Below are 15529 nucleotides of genomic sequence, written 5' to 3'. Positions count from 1 at the left end.
ACGTATTGATTTCACTTCAGCGAAACTTTTTCGTTAGCCTTACAGGCAAAGTTTTTTACATCTTTTGTTAACCCCTTGAAATCGTTGGCCGCATCCAGATTAATGAAGGTTATTTTTCTGCTTTCATCAATACAGATGTTGCGTTCGGCACGGTTGGGATCAGGGATGCCATCGTATAAAATATCAGGCGGACTGAACAGCGATTTCATGGCCAGCAGCTTGCCGATGTCGTTCTGAAACGTGGGGAACCAGTGTTTGTTGGAAAACCGGTTGTTGGTTACGTGCACGTTGTAAGGATACGGATTGTACAGCGAATCTTCTTTGTACCGGTTGTTCACGGTTTGCACTCCGCCAACTGACCCGGGTTGTTCCTGCTCGCCTTCGTTCAGGGCGGCCACCAGTTCGTAACTTACTATGGCCAGGCCTACCGTTGTGTTATCCTTAAAATCGTTGTCGTAAATGGCCACATCGTGTGTGGCCAGGATCATCATGCCCGAGCCAGGCGGTATGCTGGCCACGATGTTGCCCTTTTGGGCGAAGTTTTTATAGTTATTGCTGCGGATGATGTTTTTATACACTTTGGTGGAATGGCCGTAGGTTGTGAGACCAGGCAGATCAAAAACCAAAATGCCCCCGGTATTGTCATACGCTTCGTTGCCGTAAATCTCAACCCACTTGGAGTTTTCGCTTTCGATGCCGGCAACGTTCCAGTAGGCTTTGTTGTTGCGGATGATGACCGAATCGGATTGCCCCACATAAATGCCGGCATCGGATGAACCCATGGCTATACACTCTTCCATCAGCACATGTTTACACAACACCGGGTAAAGTGCGTAAGCACCATTTTCAGTTTTGGGGCCATCGGCCCACACGGAACGGATTCTTCGCAACGTAATCCCATTCGTGTCGTTCACTTTCAGGTTGTCGCCTTTGGCATCCTCTACTGAAAAATCTTCAAGCACAATATTTTTTCCGTTGCTGATTTGCAAACCTTGCGCGCCTTCGGTTTGATTTTTCCACGACAAAACGGTTTTGTCCATGCCTTTTCCGCGAATAGTGATGTTCGATTTCCCGTCCATGCTCAAGGTGCGGGTAAACATAAAGTTGCCCTCGGGCAGTTCAATTACATCGCCATCCTGCGCCAGGATAAACTGAGCCTGCAAATCTTTTTCGATGGATTTCCATACGATGGGTTCTTTCGGTGATTCGCTGCATGCCGTGCATATCACCAAGGCAATTACACCTAATTGAAATTTCTTCATAAGGCTATGAAGATAAAGAATTTCTTACACATAAACGGCTAGCTCATAAATCTCAAAAAATTATCTAACAGCATCCGCGACCTGAAGAAAAATATTTTTCCAACTCCCAACACGACCTATATCTTTTCCCATGCGAACAATAATAATTTTCTCATCCGGAAAAATATACAAGTACTGCCCCAGGTGGCCCCAGCCTGAAATGATGTAGGCATGCTTTTGGTCTTTGCTGTGCAGCCACCAGAATTTCTCGTAGTGAATCTCATTACCAAATTCCGGAACATGATTTTCCAGTGAAACTGCAGTGCTTGCCTCAATCCATTTTTCGGAAATAACCTGTTCATCATTCCACTTTCCTTTATTCAGTACCAGGCGGCCGAATTTGGCAAAATCAATTGCGCGAAGGTTTAGTCCGCTTTCCATTTTCATCATGCGCGACTCGTCACTATCCATACTCCATGAACCACTGTACTCCATGCCCAGCTTGTTCCAGATGTTCCTTTCAAAGTATTCGGCCGGAGACTGCCCGCAAGTTTTTTCCAACACCATGCCGATAACTATCGGATTATAGGAATTGTATTTAAATGCAGTGCCCGGTTCAGCTTTTATTGGCAATTCATAAATACGTTCGCGCAAACGAGGGTGGTAGTATGCCTTCGGCTTATCGCCCCAAGGCAAATCATGATCCTTAAACTGGATGCCGCTGCGCATATTCAATAAATGTAATAGTGTTAGTTTCTGGTAGCGCGCATCCTGTTGGGCAAGTTGCGGAAGGTACCGGGTAACCGGATCGGTTAACGATTCGATCAGTCCATCATCCATTGCCTTACCTAACAGTAATGAGGTAATGGATTTACCAACTGAAAACGAAGTGTTAATAGATTCGCGTGAATATTTGTTAAAATAGCCCTCATACAGCAATGAATCATTTTTAATAAGCAGGAAAGCTGTTGTTTCCGAGGATTCCAGAACCCTTTTCAGTGTAGCTTTACCTTTTTTAGTTTCAATCATCAAATCAGTCAGCCTGCTATCCGTTGCTTCGATGAATGAAAAAGGATGAGGAGAAGCATCAAACGGATGGTTAGGGAATTTTTCATGATCAAGTATGTCGGATGCACGCCATTTCATCCACCGGCCCATATAGGTTTTGGTGCTGCACGAAGCAAAGGCAATGCTTAACACTGCCAGGATTATTACTGCATATGCAATTTTCTTTTTCATGGTGCGTGGAATTAAGCGGCTTTCTTAATTTCTTCCAACTGTTTTACACCAGACCTCTTTTTTGGTTTCATCCCAAACAAGAAGCGCATCGTATTAAACGGACGAATCAAAACCAAATAAAATCCAACACAACTGATCAGTGTAAGCAAAGCAATCGACCAATACTTGGCGGCAATGCTCCACTCCAACTGACAGATATAATACCCAATGGCAATGATTACCGTTTGATGAAGAATGTAGAATGGATATAATCCTTCATTCAGTTTGCTGATCCACGGGTGCGGTTTGTTCAGGTAATGTTGTCCGTAGGCAATTACCGTAAGCACGGTAAACCAGCTCATGAACATACCGCTAATATCAAAAAGCGTTTCGATGGTATCCTCCGGCCATGGAAAATTCATAATACCCCTGAAATGAAAATACAGGAGGTAAAAAGGAATCAGCACAAACAAGGCGGCTACCAGCAAGTGCTTTCGGTTTTGTCCGATAGCTAACCAAAGATTCCTGTCGGAATAGAACAATACTCCGAAAAAGAAGAAACACATGTAGAAAACAAAAAAGCCCAGGTCGGTGAGGTCGTGTGTTTCTTCGGGAAAGTACGGACGCAAAATTGCTTGAGTAAAGATGATGATAACGGAAGGTATCAACAGCATGCCGGCAGGGCTTGACAGCCAACGGCTTACTTTAATTTTAAAATCGGCTGAACGCTCTGAACGGATAAACTTGAAAAACGGAATGAGCAGTAACGAATACAACAACAGGTACAAAATGAACCACAGGTGGTGCCAGCTGAAACTTCCTTCGGGGTATGGCACGAAATTGAAAACGGTTTTATAGAAATCCCAATAGCTTCCGTACTTCAAAATATGTTCATAGTAAATCTGTGGCGGCACCACCACAAAAATGCCGAATACCAGCGGTACGAACAGCCTGCGAAAGCGCTCACCGGCATATTGTTTAATGGAGCGTTTGCCGAGCGCCATATAGGTACCTGCACCCGAAATAAACAACAACAGCGGCATACGCCAGAAGTGCAGCCACACCATCCAGTAGCGAAAGCTGCCGCTAAGTTCGTTGTTCTTTACGTGCCAATCCCACGGCACGAACCACATGCCGGTATGGAAGAAAAGCAAGATTAAAATGGCGATGATCCGGAGCCAGTCGAGGTCGTGCCTGCGTGCCGAAGCGTCAGCGAAGGAATGCCTGCGGGTTGATGGGGTGAATGTTGTTTCCATAGTTTTTCTTTTTTGTCCAAAGAAAAAGGCATGAACCCCGAAACTACGACTGTTTTTATAAGCTGGGAGGACGATTTTATAAAGTCGAACGGCACTAAACCCTGCTTTCCTGCACAAATAAGTTGCCTATATTCGTAGCCGCTATCCTACTTCCATGGCTGATATATTGCCTGCATTACCCGAAGACGCATCCGAACTCAGTAAATTAGTTAATTCCGCTTACCGGGGCGATACCGGCCGGCAGGGCTGGACCACCGAAGCCGATTTGATTGATGGCTCCCGCACCGATGCCGAGTTATTGAAAGCTGTAATTGAAACACCAGGAAGTGTAATTCTTAAATACGTTGATAGCGGAAGTATCATCGGCTGTGTGGAGTTGCGCAAAGAAGGCGATAAACTTTACCTGGGCATGCTTACGGTTAACCCCACCATACAAGGCAAAGGCATCGGTAAAGCATTATTGAAAGCATCGGAGGACGAAGCCCGAAAACAAAAGTGCAAAACCATTTTTATGAATGTACTGACGGTACGAAAAGAGCTGATCGATTGGTATGTGCGCCACGGTTATTATGATACGGGCAAGCGTAAACCCTTTGCTTTCACCGACCCCCGGTTTGGCTTTCCGAAGCAACCGCTGGAATTTATGATTATGGAGAAACAAATTATTTGATGAACGCTAAACATGATACTATGCGATTACTTGGTTTACTGCTTTTGCTCCCGGTAGCAACGGGTTGGGCACAAAAGCCCGTTACCATCGATAAGAAGATTCAGGAATACGAGGCCTACATCGTAAAAGGCATGAAAGACTGGGAGGTGCCCGGCATGGCGGTTACCGTGGTGAAAGACGGAAAGGTACTGCTGGCCAAAGGGTATGGCGTGCGCGAACTTGGCAAGCCCGATGCGGTTAATGCCCAAACCCTGTTTGCCTGCGCATCCACCACCAAAGCCATGGTAGCGGCCTGCATGGGGATGCTGGTGGATGAAGGCAAAGTAACCTGGGACGATCCGGTGTATAAACACCTGCCCGAGTTTCAGCTGTACGATCCGTATGTTACCCGTGAGCTGCGCATCCGCGATTTATTTATTCACAACTCGGGCGTGGGCAATGCCGATTTTTTGTGGAGTGTGATGGATATTCCGGCCGAGCAAGTTTTGTACAAGATGCGCGATGTGCCACCCAGTTATAGTTTACGCGCAGGCTTTATTTACCAGAATATTTTTTATGTAGCAGCGGGCGAAATCATCAAAAAACTAAGCGGCAAACCCTGGCATCAGTTTATTCGCGAACGCATCTTTCAACCCCTTGATATGACCCGAACTGTTCCGCTACTAAAAGATGTAACCGACCCTAACCAGACCAAACCCCATTTTAAAATCGGGGGAACCATTAGCGTGATTGAACACACCAGTGCCGACCAGGTGGGCGCGGCCGGCAGTGTGTGGTCGTGTGCCGAGGACATCAGCAAGTGGGTGCTTTGCATGCTCGACAGCAGCAAACACGCAGGAGGAAGATTGTTGTCGGCCAAAACGTGGACCGAAATGTTTAAACCCCAAACCCTGGTAACACCAAGCGGATTTTATCCAACAGCCCGTTTAACAAAGCCCAACTGGACAACCTACGGACTCGGCTGGTTCCAGCATGATTATAAAGGAAAGAAAGTGAACTTCCATACCGGTAGTTTGGCCGGAGCCATTGCCATTCATGGGCAGTTGCCCGATGAAAAACTGGGCATTTATGTGTTCGGCAATTTCGACCATGCCGAGTTGCGCCATGCCCTCATGTACAAAGCCTTCGACTTGTTTGCGCTGGGCGGTACGCGCGACTGGAGTGCAGAGTTTTTGCAACTGTACCGCGGCATCCAGGCAGAAAGTGATAGGAAAGAAAAGGAATTTGAAGGCAAGCGTGTTGAAGGAACAAAGCCGACCTTACCCCTCGATGACTATACCGGCAAATACACAAGTCCGCTGTTTGGTGAGTTGATCATTACCCGCGATGGCGACCGGTTAACTGCGGTGGCCAACAACTTTCTGAAGGCCACCTTTACCCATTGGCACTACGATACCTTCCGCGGCTGGTTTGATAAAAAGTGGTATGGAAAAGCAAACATGACATACACCCTGGGGCCAACCGGAAAGATTGTGTCCGTTCAGGTTGACGGAATGGATTTTAGTAAAACAAACTGACTTACTTCCGTTTGGCCACAAACGTACCGTTGGGCTGGATAAACGTTGCCTCGGTTATTTTTCCGTTGGCTTCGGTAAATCGTATTTTAAAACCATCCAGGTTTTTAATTACGAAAGCATGTTTGTCGGTGGCGAGCAACTCATATTCGGGCTGGCCCGGAACAAACAGGTACAGTGTTTTTCCATCTTCTTTCAGATAGAACTTGGCAACCATACCGGCCAGTTCATACTCACCGGCATAGGTTTGCAGTGTTTGTTTATCAACCGTCACAGCCCGTGGTGTGCGTTTAAACTCAATCGGGTCGGTGGCGGGCTCGAGTTTGGCGGTAAGCGATGAGATATCTCCTGATTCATTTGTGCGGAAATTAAAATGCAGGTTGGCCTGTTGGGTTGTATCTATCTTGCCGTTTTCTATTTCGTAGGGCAGAAAAATATCGTAGTGGTAATGTTTAAGCCACAGCATTTGTAACGGTGTTTTTGCAAATAACGAATCACGTTCTGCTGTTATTTCAAATCTGCCGTAACCCGGATGGTGATACGTGCCGGTATACTCATAAAGTATGTGCGAGGGTTTGGTGTTTTTCTTTTGCGATGACTGCATGGTGGCTTTAGCGGCAGCCTGCTGCTTTTCGGCATCGTCAGCCCGTTTGGTGTACACCTTGTTCCAGTCGGTAGGCTTAACATTCAGCAGTTTGTCGCTGATGGTGTTGCGGATAAGCGAAGGAAGAACCGACCCGTTTTGATTAACCAGCACCACAATACCGATGCTGTCGGTCGGGAAGAATGATACGTTGGCCGAAAAGCCGTCAATATTGCCGCCATGCTCAACGCGGTAATGACCTTTGTAGGAAGAGATGAACCAGCCGTAGCCATAGTTGCCCATGTTAATGTCTGGAAATTCTGGATCAGGCGGATCGCTGTTAACGACCATCTGCGAACCCATCGCTTCCTTTACATAGCTCTGAGGCAATATTTGTTTGCCCTGAAATTTTCCTCCGTTAAGCCAGGTAATGACCCAGTTGGCCATTTCGTTTACCGAACTGTTAATGCTGCCGGCCGGGCCCATTGCGGCAATGTCGTAATAATCCATTTTAGTAATCTGGGTTTTATTTTTTACCTGGTACCCAATGGCCGCTTCAGTTCCTTTACGGAGGCCATCAATTACGGTAGTTGAGTTTTTCATTTGCAACGGTTCGAAAAAATGCTCGCGTATATTTTCTTCCCAGCTTTTGCCGGTAATCTTTTCGGCTATTACGCCCTGGGTTAAAAACATAAAGTTGTTGTAATACCACTTTTCGCGCACGGTCGCAAAGGGCTGTTGGTGTTCAATGCGCAGCATCAGGCTGTCGCGCGAATGGGTAGGGAAAAGATACCAGCTGTAATCGTGGCGGGGCAGGCCGGTGCGGTGCGTCATGATATCCTTAATGGTGATGAGGTTGTTCATCTCCGGTTTGTTAAACCGTAGTTCGGGTATGTATTTAATCGGGCTATCATCAAACGACAGTTTTTTCTCTTCGCGTAAAATACCCAGCAGGCCGCAGGTAAAAGCTTTGCTGCTGGAGCCGATGGCAAACTGGGTATTGGGTGTTACCGGAAGTTTCTTTTCGACATCGCGGTAGCCGAAGCCTTTTGCATAAATGATTTTGTTTTTCTCTACAACAGCAACAGCAAAACCCGCTGCATGCCATTTGCCGGGCAGTTGTTGCAACTCGGCATCCAGGCCGGCCAGCCGTTTGTCAATGGGAGTTGGTTTTTTTTGTGCAAAAACTAGCAAGGCCAGAAGCATGCAGCCAGTAAATAAGGTGTATTTCATCTTCGAAAGATTAATGAAGTAAAGTAAGCAATTTCCTTAAGCAAAAACCCTTTTGCGTGTGCCGGTTAAGTTGTTTATTTAACAAAATTATTTCCCATGAGATACCGCCTCACATCCATCCTGGTACTGGTGCTCCTATCCGTACACGCCCAAAATCCGGATATGCCCACCGATTTTCTGAGCAAGGAGTGGCACAAGCAACGCAGGCAAAAGCTACGCGAAAAATTACCCGCTAATTCGGTGGCGGTGTTCTTTGCCAATGCCGTGCGTAACCGCAGTAACGATGTGGACTATGTGTATCATCCCGATCCGGATTTTTATTATCTCACCGGCTACCGCGAACCCCATGCCGTGCTGTTGATTTTTAAAGACAAGCAAAAGGCACCCAACGGCAGCCTGTACGATGAAATTATTTTTGTGCAGCCCCGCAACCCGATCATGGAAATGTGGACGGGCCGCAGGCTCGGTAACCTGGGTACGAAAGAACAACTGGGTTTTGAGCAAGCGTTTAACAACACCGATTTTAAAGACTATGCTATCGATTTCTCATCATTTAACCAGGTCCTGTTTTTTGATTTCTTTAACGATGTGCGGGATGATGCCCGCGATAAAGGCGATTTATATGATTTGATAGAACAATTCAAGGTTAAAACAAACTATCCACGCAAGGATGCGCTCAGCGTGCAGCGCGAACAGCCGCAAAATAATCTGAATACGCAGGTTCTTGGTGATATTATGGACGACTTGCGTGGCATTAAAACCACTGAAGAACTTGAATTGTTGCGCAAAGCGGTAATGATTTCCTGTATCGGGCAGGTGGAAGTAATGAAGGCCATGAAACCCGGCATGAGCGAACGCGAAGTGCAGGGCATCCACGAATTCGTGTTTAAAAAATACCAGGCCGAAGACCTGGGCTATCCATCCATTGTAGGAGGCGGACACAACGGCTGCATCCTGCATTACATCGATAACTACAAACCCGCGCTCGATCCGAAAGAACTTATTCTGATGGACCTCGGTGCCGAATACCACGGCTACACGGCCGATATCACCCGCACCATTCCGGTAGGCGGCAAGTTTTCAACTGAACAAAAACAGATTTATGATCTGGTGCTGGCCGCCCAGGAAGAAGCGATGAAGATCTGCAAGCCGGGCACCAAATTTTCTGACTTGTATGATGCCACTGCCCGTGTGATCAACAAAGGTCTGGCCGAACTGAAAATCATCGACAAGCCTACCGACCGGCACCTGTACTATCCGCACGGCTGCTGCCATCATATTGGTTTGGATGTGCACGACCGCGGCACCTATGATGCACTGCAGGAAAACATGGTGATTACTATAGAACCGGGTATTTATATACAAAAAAATACCACCAAAGACCCGAAGTGGTGGGGCATAGCCGTGCGCATTGAAGACGATTACCTGATTACCAAAACCGGCTGCGAACACCTATCATCCTTTGCACCACGCACCACCGAAGCCATCGAAGCAATGATGAAGGAGCCCAGTCCGCTGGATAAATTCTTTCTACCCGAATTGAATAAAGTAACACCAGGTAAAAACTGAAAAACACTACCCTGGCTTCATCATCAGTTTTCGCAACGATAAAAAATGTAAACCATAGGCCAGCGGCACCAGGAAGGCCGGTAGAAAAATAAAGGGGAAAACCGTTACAATGGTGTTGGCCGGTTCGTTCATAAAAACACGAAGAAATGTGGGCGTTGAAAGAATGGCGATGGTAACAATGTTGATGAGCAGCCCCAGACACACGATGTTCCACACAATCATTACCTTTTTATTGCCTGAAAAGAAGTAGGCCATAACAGGCGCGGTGATTCCGGCAACAATATCGAAGTTCAATCCCTCAAAAGTCATCTGTACGGGAATAATGTTTTGAAGGAAGAGCATCCATAACAGAATTTCAACAAACACCCTGAACACTTGCAGGTAGGTAAGTGTTTTAATAGGTACAACCTGAAGTAACTGACCCGTTGATTTTGAAAATGTAATAACCAGCATTCCCGCCAGCGGAATGAGCAACATCGGTGCTAGGTTGGCAGGGAACAAATCGAAGCGTTGGGTGAATCCGGTAAACGAGCCTACGGCCACCACAACAGCCCATAGTATAATAATCAGCATGGTCTGGACTTGTACCCTTTTTTGTCGCTCCTCAGTCCATCCGGTCTTTGTTAGCGCAACACGCAGGTGTCGAAGAACAAGTCCAAAGAAAAGGGCTGTCAATATAGAAAAACCCAAAGCCGTTCCAAGGTACATAAGGTTCATAACATGCTGTATATTGCCTGCTTTAACGGTACCCGGTGTTTGCCGGTTGCCGTTCATCAGGCTATCTTCATGGCCCGGTATTCCGAAGGCGTATAGCCGGTATTCTTTTTAAAAGCCGTATTAAACGATGATTTGGAACTGTAACCTACTTGTTCGGCTATTTCCTCAATTTTAATGTGCAGGTTTTCTATTAACAAGCGCTTGGCTTCCTCTACCCGGTAGCACGCAATCAGTTCAAAGAAATTTTTTCCGAGCCCGTCATTAATAGCCTGCGAAACATTGTGTACCGGTTCGTTTATCTGATCAGCCAATTCAGGCAGCGAGAAGGATGAATTCAGGTAAGGCTTCTGCCCGGCCATCAGGTGTTCAATTTTTGATATGATTTTTTGCTGGTCCGCCTGGCTAAGCGTTGAGGTTTTGTATTTGACCGGCTCGTTTAACGCAGGTTGCCTGAAGAACCCGGAATTGCGCATCACCGAAAAACTGGTGGCATAAATCATCAGCGAGCCGAAGGCGGCAAAATAATGATCACCGGTATCGTTCTTATTCAGCAATTTTACCGGTATCATCAATAATGTAAACGCAGCAATGTGCAACACCCCGTTGCGCATGGTTTTAAGCGTAAGCGATTGAGCTTTCCAAAAACTTTCTTTCTTTTTGCGAAAGCTTTTTACGATTATCATAACGCTCAGGATGATGTACACACCCAGACTGATCAGCACCAATTCGGTGTGCCAATCGGTAGGTGCGAACCAACGCGGATCATAACCAGGTTCCGTTTCCCGCAAGGGCATTCCGGGGTGATACGCTTCAATCCACGAATTATACTTGAAATCAGCATTGGCTGCCAAAAAGGGGATTAGCAGCAGTGTGTAAGCAAACGGCAATACCATATGCAACAGCATGGGTTTTTTGCCCACCTGCCCCTCGGCCAGTGACCGGGTTAACAAATAAAGCAATGGGCCGATAAGCAAAGCCAGCGGCTCTGAGAAATCAACCAGGTGCAGCACATGCACGATGTACCCCGTGTACATCAGGAAAATTTCAAGCAGGCATCCGGCAATGGCCAGCAGCAAAGCTCCGAACAAAACATTGGGTTGCCGTACGCGGTTTTGTGCCGAGAAGAAAAAGAAACTGATGAAGACAGCCTGCACCAATCCCAGCAACATAAAAACAGCAAACACATCCATGCGGTAGGCCATTCCCGAAGTTATCATTTTTTATCCAACCGGTGGGTGTTATCTTTCCGACTTTAAAATTTATGATTATGAGGATAATCTTTGTTTTTCTTCTGCTTGTTGCGTCAACTGCAGTGCAGGCGCAACAAATTGAGGCCGCTAAAATCAAGCAACACATTAAAATACTGGCCAACGATTCACTTCAGGGCAGGGGAACCGGCAAAGAAGGCGAACGCATGGCCGCAGCCTACCTGCAGAGCCAGTTTAAAAAATTGAAACTAAAACCCATGGGCGAGAACGGTACGTACCTGCAGGCTTTTCCGTTTAAAGGCGGTGCCCATGGCGAAGGCGAAGGAGGAACGGCAAGCAATGTGATCGCCTATTTGGATAATAAGGCTGCAACAACCATCATTATCGGTGCACACTATGACCACCTGGGTATGGGCGATCAGGGCAGTTCGCTGGATGCCAACCCGCAGGCAAAGATTCATAACGGGGCCGATGACAATGCTTCGGGCACAGCTGGTGTACTTGAACTGGCACGCTACTTTGCTGCCAACAAGAAAAAAGAGAAAAACAACTTTCTGTTCATCCTGTTTTCAGGCGAAGAGCTTGGCCTGCTGGGCTCGAAATATTTTACAGAACATGCTACCACGGACTTATCGAAAATCAACTTCATGATTAACATGGATATGGTTGGCCGGCTTAACCCCGAAACTAAAACCGTAGTGGTAAACGGCAGTGGTACCAGTCCGGTGTGGGAGCCGTTATTAAAAAGCCTGGCTACCGAGCAGTTGAAAATCAAAACCGATTCCAGCGGCATCGGGCCGTCTGATCATACCTCTTTTTACCTGAAGGATATTCCGGTGCTGCATTTTTTTACCGGCTCGCATGCCGATTACCACAAACCTTCGGATGACTGGGAGAAAATCAACTACGATGGAGCCGTGGCGGTTTTAAACCTGATCAGGCAGGTGATTGAAAAGCTGGACGGAGAGCCGAAACTCCGGTTCCTCAAAACCAAGAGCAACGCCATGGCCGTTCGCAGCCCGTTTAAAGTAACCATGGGCGTTATGCCCAGCTATTCATCTGATGAACCGGGGTTGAAAGTGGATGGGGTTACCGATGGTCGCCCGGCACAAAAGGCCGGTATTGTGGCGGGCGACCTGATTATTGAAATGGGCGAATACCCGATTAAAGATGTGCAAAGCTACATGGAAGCGCTTGGTAAGTTTGAGAAAGGGCAAACTATACCTGTTAAAGTAAAGCGGGGCGGGGAGGTGCTAACGTTTCAGATTACTTTCTGAAGATTAAACCCTCAACAACTCCCTCGAAATAACCATTTTCTGTATTTCGGTAGTACCCTCGTAAATCTGTGTGATCTTGGCATCACGCATCATGCGTTCAACATGGTATTCTTTCACATAGCCGTAGCCGCCATGGATCTGCACGGCTTCGGTAGTTACTTCCTGCGCAATTTGTGAAGCAAACAACTTGGCCTGTGCGGCAGCCTTCACAAAGTTTTTATTTTGATCCTTCAGGTAAGCCGCCTGCCATACCAGCAGCCGGGCGGCATCAATTTTGGTGGCCATATCGGCCAGCTTGAACTGGATGGCCTGGTGCTCGGAAAGAAAATGCCCGAAGGCTTTTCGCTCTTTGGCATACCTTAAGGCCAGTTCGTACGAGCCGGAGGCAAGGCCAAGCGCCTGCGAGGCAATGCCGATACGCCCGCCATTAAGGGTGGTCATGGCAAACGTAAACCCAAAGCCATCCTCACCAATGCGGTTGGCTTTCGGCACTTTCACATCGGTAAACATGAGCGAGTGCGTATCCGATCCGCGTATGCCCATCTTGTCTTCTTTCTTACCCACTACAAAACCCGGCATGCCCTTTTCAACAATCAGTGCATTGATTCCCTTATGCCTTTTTTCGGGGTGGGTTTGTGCGATTACGATATACACACCAGCTGTACCCCCGTTGGTAATCCAGTTTTTGGTTCCGTTCAACAGATAGTAATCGCCTTTGTCTTCCGCTGTGGTGCGCTGGCTGGTGGCGTCAGAGCCGGCTTCGGGTTCCGACAGGCAAAAGGCGCCAATCACTTCGCCTTTGGCCAGGCGCTTCAGGTATTTTTCTTTTTGCTCTTGGGTACCGAATTTTTCAATACCCCAGCATACCAGTGAGTTGTTTACCGACATGACTACCGATGCGGAGGCATCAACTTTTGAGATTTCTTCCATGGCCAACACGTATGCGATGGTATCCATGCCGCCCCCGTTGTACTTCGGATCGACCATCATACCCATAAAGCCAAGCTCGCCCATTTTTTTGATTTGTTCGGCAGGAAATTTCTGGTGCGTATCGCGCTCAATTACCCCGGGCAGTAATTCAGTCTGGGCAAAATCGCGGGCGGCCTGTTGTACGGCAAGGTGTTCTTCGGTAAGCTGAAAATTCATACGTATGGATTAACAAAAAATAAGGCCTGGGGTTAGCTCCCAGGCCTTAAAATTAAGGTATTTATTAATTATGCATTACTCGCGCCTTCCAAGGAAAATCATTACCCAGTACATGAGCGAAGCCAGGGCGGCAAGGGCGGCAACTACGTAGGTCATGGCGGCCCACTTTAGTGCATCTTTGGCCATTTCGTGTTCGCGTGTAGTTACAATGCCGCGGGCTTCAATCCAGGCCAGGGCTCTGCGGCTGGCATCAAATTCCACCGGCAGGGTAATCAGCGCAAAAAAAGCAAACACGGTGTATGACGCGATGATTACCAGCAAGGCTGTATCAAATGAAAACAATCCTTTAACTGCAAACGCACCGAACATCATCATGATAAAGATAATATTCATGATGCGCGAAGTGATGTTTTGAATCGGCACCATAGCTGAACGCAACTCCAGCATGGAGTAGGCAGTGGCGTGCTGTACGGCATGGCCGCACTCATGCGCGGCAACGGCAGCGGCAGCCGCATTGCGGCCGTTGTAAACATCGTGGCTCAGGTTAACGGTTTTGTTAACCGGATTGTAGTGGTCGGTTAGTTGCCCTTCCACACTAATTACCTGTACATCGTGTATTCCGTTATCGGCCAGCATGAGCCGGGCAATTTCGGCACCGGTCAGGTTCTGGTTGAGCCGGATTTGCGAGTATTCCCGGAACTTGCTCTTCAGCCGCCCGCTTACCAGCATGCCCACCAGCATAAAAACAACACCAATTACTAATAGACCCATAATTATCTAATTATTTTGATTTAATCTCTTAACAACATCTGCACCAGTTTAGGTTTCTGCCATTCCGGCAGGTGTCAAATATACTATTCTAACCGGAATTGGTTTTTCGGAAGTGTAAAACCAAATAAGTTGAGAGCAGGGCCAGAAAGCCGCCAACCACCATGATTAACGTTTGCCAGGCATGGAAAACAAAGGTAAAGGCCACAGCATCCGCTTTAGGTATGTGGTATAGAAAGGTAAGCCCCGCTGGTACCAGCGTATGGTACGAACCTGTGCCGCCCGGTAATGGAATAATCATGGCGATGGAGCCGATGGCAAAAACCGACAGGATGGCGCTCCAGCCCAGGTGACTGGTTTCATCAAAAGCTTTGATAACCGTGTAACTCATGGCAAAGTATAAGACCCAGATTATAAAAGAATAGAAATAAAACAGGTAAGGATTCTTTAATCGCAAAACGGTACCAAGCCCGTTTTTAAAGCCAAGCCAGAATTGTAAAATCTTTTCCTTAAACTTTACATTCCGGGCTATGATCCAAAAACCAAATGCAATCAGAATCACTAACGCACCCAGCATGATCAAGATGGTAAGCCAGTGGCTGGCTCCTGAAATAGGATCAAGTGGCAGCGAGTAAATAAAACCAAGCAGTTTATCCGATTCAACGGCAAAAGTGGCCAGCAGAATCAGTGCAAAGCAAAGCAGGTCAATGGCGCGCTCGGCCACAACAGTGCCGAATGTTTTGTCGAACGGACACCTATCAAGTTTATACAGGTTGTAACAGCGGGTTACTTCGCCTCCGCGGGGTACCACCAGGTTCACCAGGTAGCCAATCATCAGCGACAGAAAACTATTATATAAAGACGTTGTATGACCGGTTGGTTCAATAAGCATACGCCACCGCTCGGCACGCAATACATGGCTAATCATGGCAAGCAAAGCCATGAGCATAAGCCAGCCCTTATCAGCACGGCTCCAGGTGTGAGCCAGGTATTGCCATTTGCTCTGATCAGCTGTCGGACTTATCGCCCGGAGCGAATACCAGACCAGCGCCACCGCTACGGCAAGTAGTAAAAGGTATTGAATGAGGGATTTAATTCGGTACGGCACAGTTGGCTGGCTATGTTTAGC

The 15529-nt window shown here is 47.2% G+C and carries 13 protein-coding genes; 4 read left to right on the top strand and 9 right to left on the bottom strand.

Features of this window, described 5'->3' with window-relative positions:
• Positions 1–11 precede the first annotated feature (11 nt).
• From HRU69_03305 to HRU69_03295, 3 genes are read right to left on the bottom strand one after another with little or no spacing between them, the layout of a single operon-like run.
• Positions 12–1262, bottom strand: a complete 1251-nt coding sequence (locus tag HRU69_03305; protein ID QOI96575.1) for a right-handed parallel beta-helix repeat-containing protein — start codon at positions 1260–1262, stop codon at positions 12–14.
• 60 nt (positions 1263–1322) lie between these two features.
• A complete protein-coding gene (locus tag HRU69_03300; protein QOI96574.1) occupies positions 1323–2480 on the bottom strand; it encodes a serine hydrolase in 1158 nt (385 codons plus the stop codon).
• An 11-nt stretch (positions 2481–2491) separates the two neighbouring features.
• Positions 2492–3715: an acyltransferase family protein gene (locus tag HRU69_03295; GenBank protein QOI96573.1), complete on the bottom strand. Its 1224-nt coding sequence runs from the start codon at positions 3713–3715 to the stop codon at positions 2492–2494.
• 154 nt (positions 3716–3869) lie between these two features.
• Between HRU69_03295 and HRU69_03290 the strand changes: the two genes are divergently transcribed.
• Positions 3870–4385, top strand: a complete 516-nt coding sequence (locus tag HRU69_03290; protein QOI96572.1) for a GNAT family N-acetyltransferase — start codon at positions 3870–3872, stop codon at positions 4383–4385.
• Positions 4386–4405: 20 nt separating this feature from the next.
• Positions 4406–5902, top strand: coding sequence for a serine hydrolase (locus HRU69_03285; GenBank protein ID QOI96571.1), 1497 nt, complete (start codon positions 4406–4408; stop codon positions 5900–5902).
• A 1-nt stretch (position 5903) separates the two neighbouring features.
• On the opposite strand, the gene HRU69_03280 is transcribed toward HRU69_03285, so the two are convergent.
• The gene (locus HRU69_03280) at positions 5904–7715 is read right to left on the bottom strand and encodes a serine hydrolase (GenBank protein ID QOI96570.1); all 1812 of its coding nucleotides are present in this window, start codon (positions 7713–7715) and stop codon (positions 5904–5906) included.
• A gap of 96 nt (positions 7716–7811) precedes the next feature.
• Between HRU69_03280 and HRU69_03275 the strand changes: the two genes are divergently transcribed.
• On the top strand, positions 7812–9284 hold the full coding sequence (locus tag HRU69_03275) for an aminopeptidase P family protein (GenBank protein QOI96569.1): 1473 nt from the start codon (positions 7812–7814) through the stop codon (positions 9282–9284).
• A gap of 6 nt (positions 9285–9290) precedes the next feature.
• Here HRU69_03275 and HRU69_03270 read toward each other — a convergent pair whose 3' ends face one another.
• Together HRU69_03270 and HRU69_03265 are read right to left on the bottom strand one after the other, a co-directional pair.
• Positions 9291–10058 carry a hypothetical protein gene (locus HRU69_03270; GenBank protein ID QOI96568.1) on the bottom strand — a complete coding sequence of 256 codons (768 nt, stop codon included), beginning with the start codon at positions 10056–10058 and terminating at the stop codon, positions 9291–9293.
• Positions 10058–11218 carry an AraC family transcriptional regulator gene (locus HRU69_03265; GenBank protein ID QOI96567.1) on the bottom strand — a complete coding sequence of 387 codons (1161 nt, stop codon included), beginning with the start codon at positions 11216–11218 and terminating at the stop codon, positions 10058–10060. Before HRU69_03265 ends, HRU69_03270 begins: the two co-directional genes overlap by 1 nt.
• A 50-nt stretch (positions 11219–11268) precedes the next feature.
• On the opposite strand from HRU69_03265, the gene HRU69_03260 reads away from it, so the two are divergent.
• Positions 11269–12486 (top strand): M20/M25/M40 family metallo-hydrolase, encoded by a 1218-nt coding sequence (locus HRU69_03260; GenBank protein ID QOI96566.1) that lies wholly within the window; start codon positions 11269–11271, stop codon positions 12484–12486.
• A gap of 3 nt (positions 12487–12489) precedes the next feature.
• Here the strand turns inward: HRU69_03260 and HRU69_03255 are convergent, their stop codons facing one another.
• From HRU69_03255 to HRU69_03245, 3 genes are all read right to left on the bottom strand, one after another.
• A complete protein-coding gene (locus HRU69_03255; GenBank protein ID QOI96565.1) occupies positions 12490–13632 on the bottom strand; it encodes an acyl-CoA dehydrogenase in 1143 nt (380 codons plus the stop codon).
• Between the two features lie 75 nt (positions 13633–13707).
• Positions 13708–14403: a zinc metallopeptidase gene (locus HRU69_03250; protein QOI96564.1), complete on the bottom strand. Its 696-nt coding sequence runs from the start codon at positions 14401–14403 to the stop codon at positions 13708–13710.
• A gap of 88 nt (positions 14404–14491) precedes the next feature.
• The gene (locus HRU69_03245; protein QOI96563.1) at positions 14492–15508 is read right to left on the bottom strand and encodes a flippase-like domain-containing protein; all 1017 of its coding nucleotides are present in this window, start codon (positions 15506–15508) and stop codon (positions 14492–14494) included.
• Positions 15509–15529 lie beyond the last annotated feature (21 nt).

The sequence above is a fragment of the Flammeovirgaceae bacterium genome, assembly GCA_015180985.1.
Lineage (GTDB): Bacteria > Bacteroidota > Bacteroidia > Cytophagales > Cyclobacteriaceae > UBA2336.
Note: the sequence above shows the minus strand (reverse complement) of the source record. Positions and strands in the feature narration are given on the sequence as shown.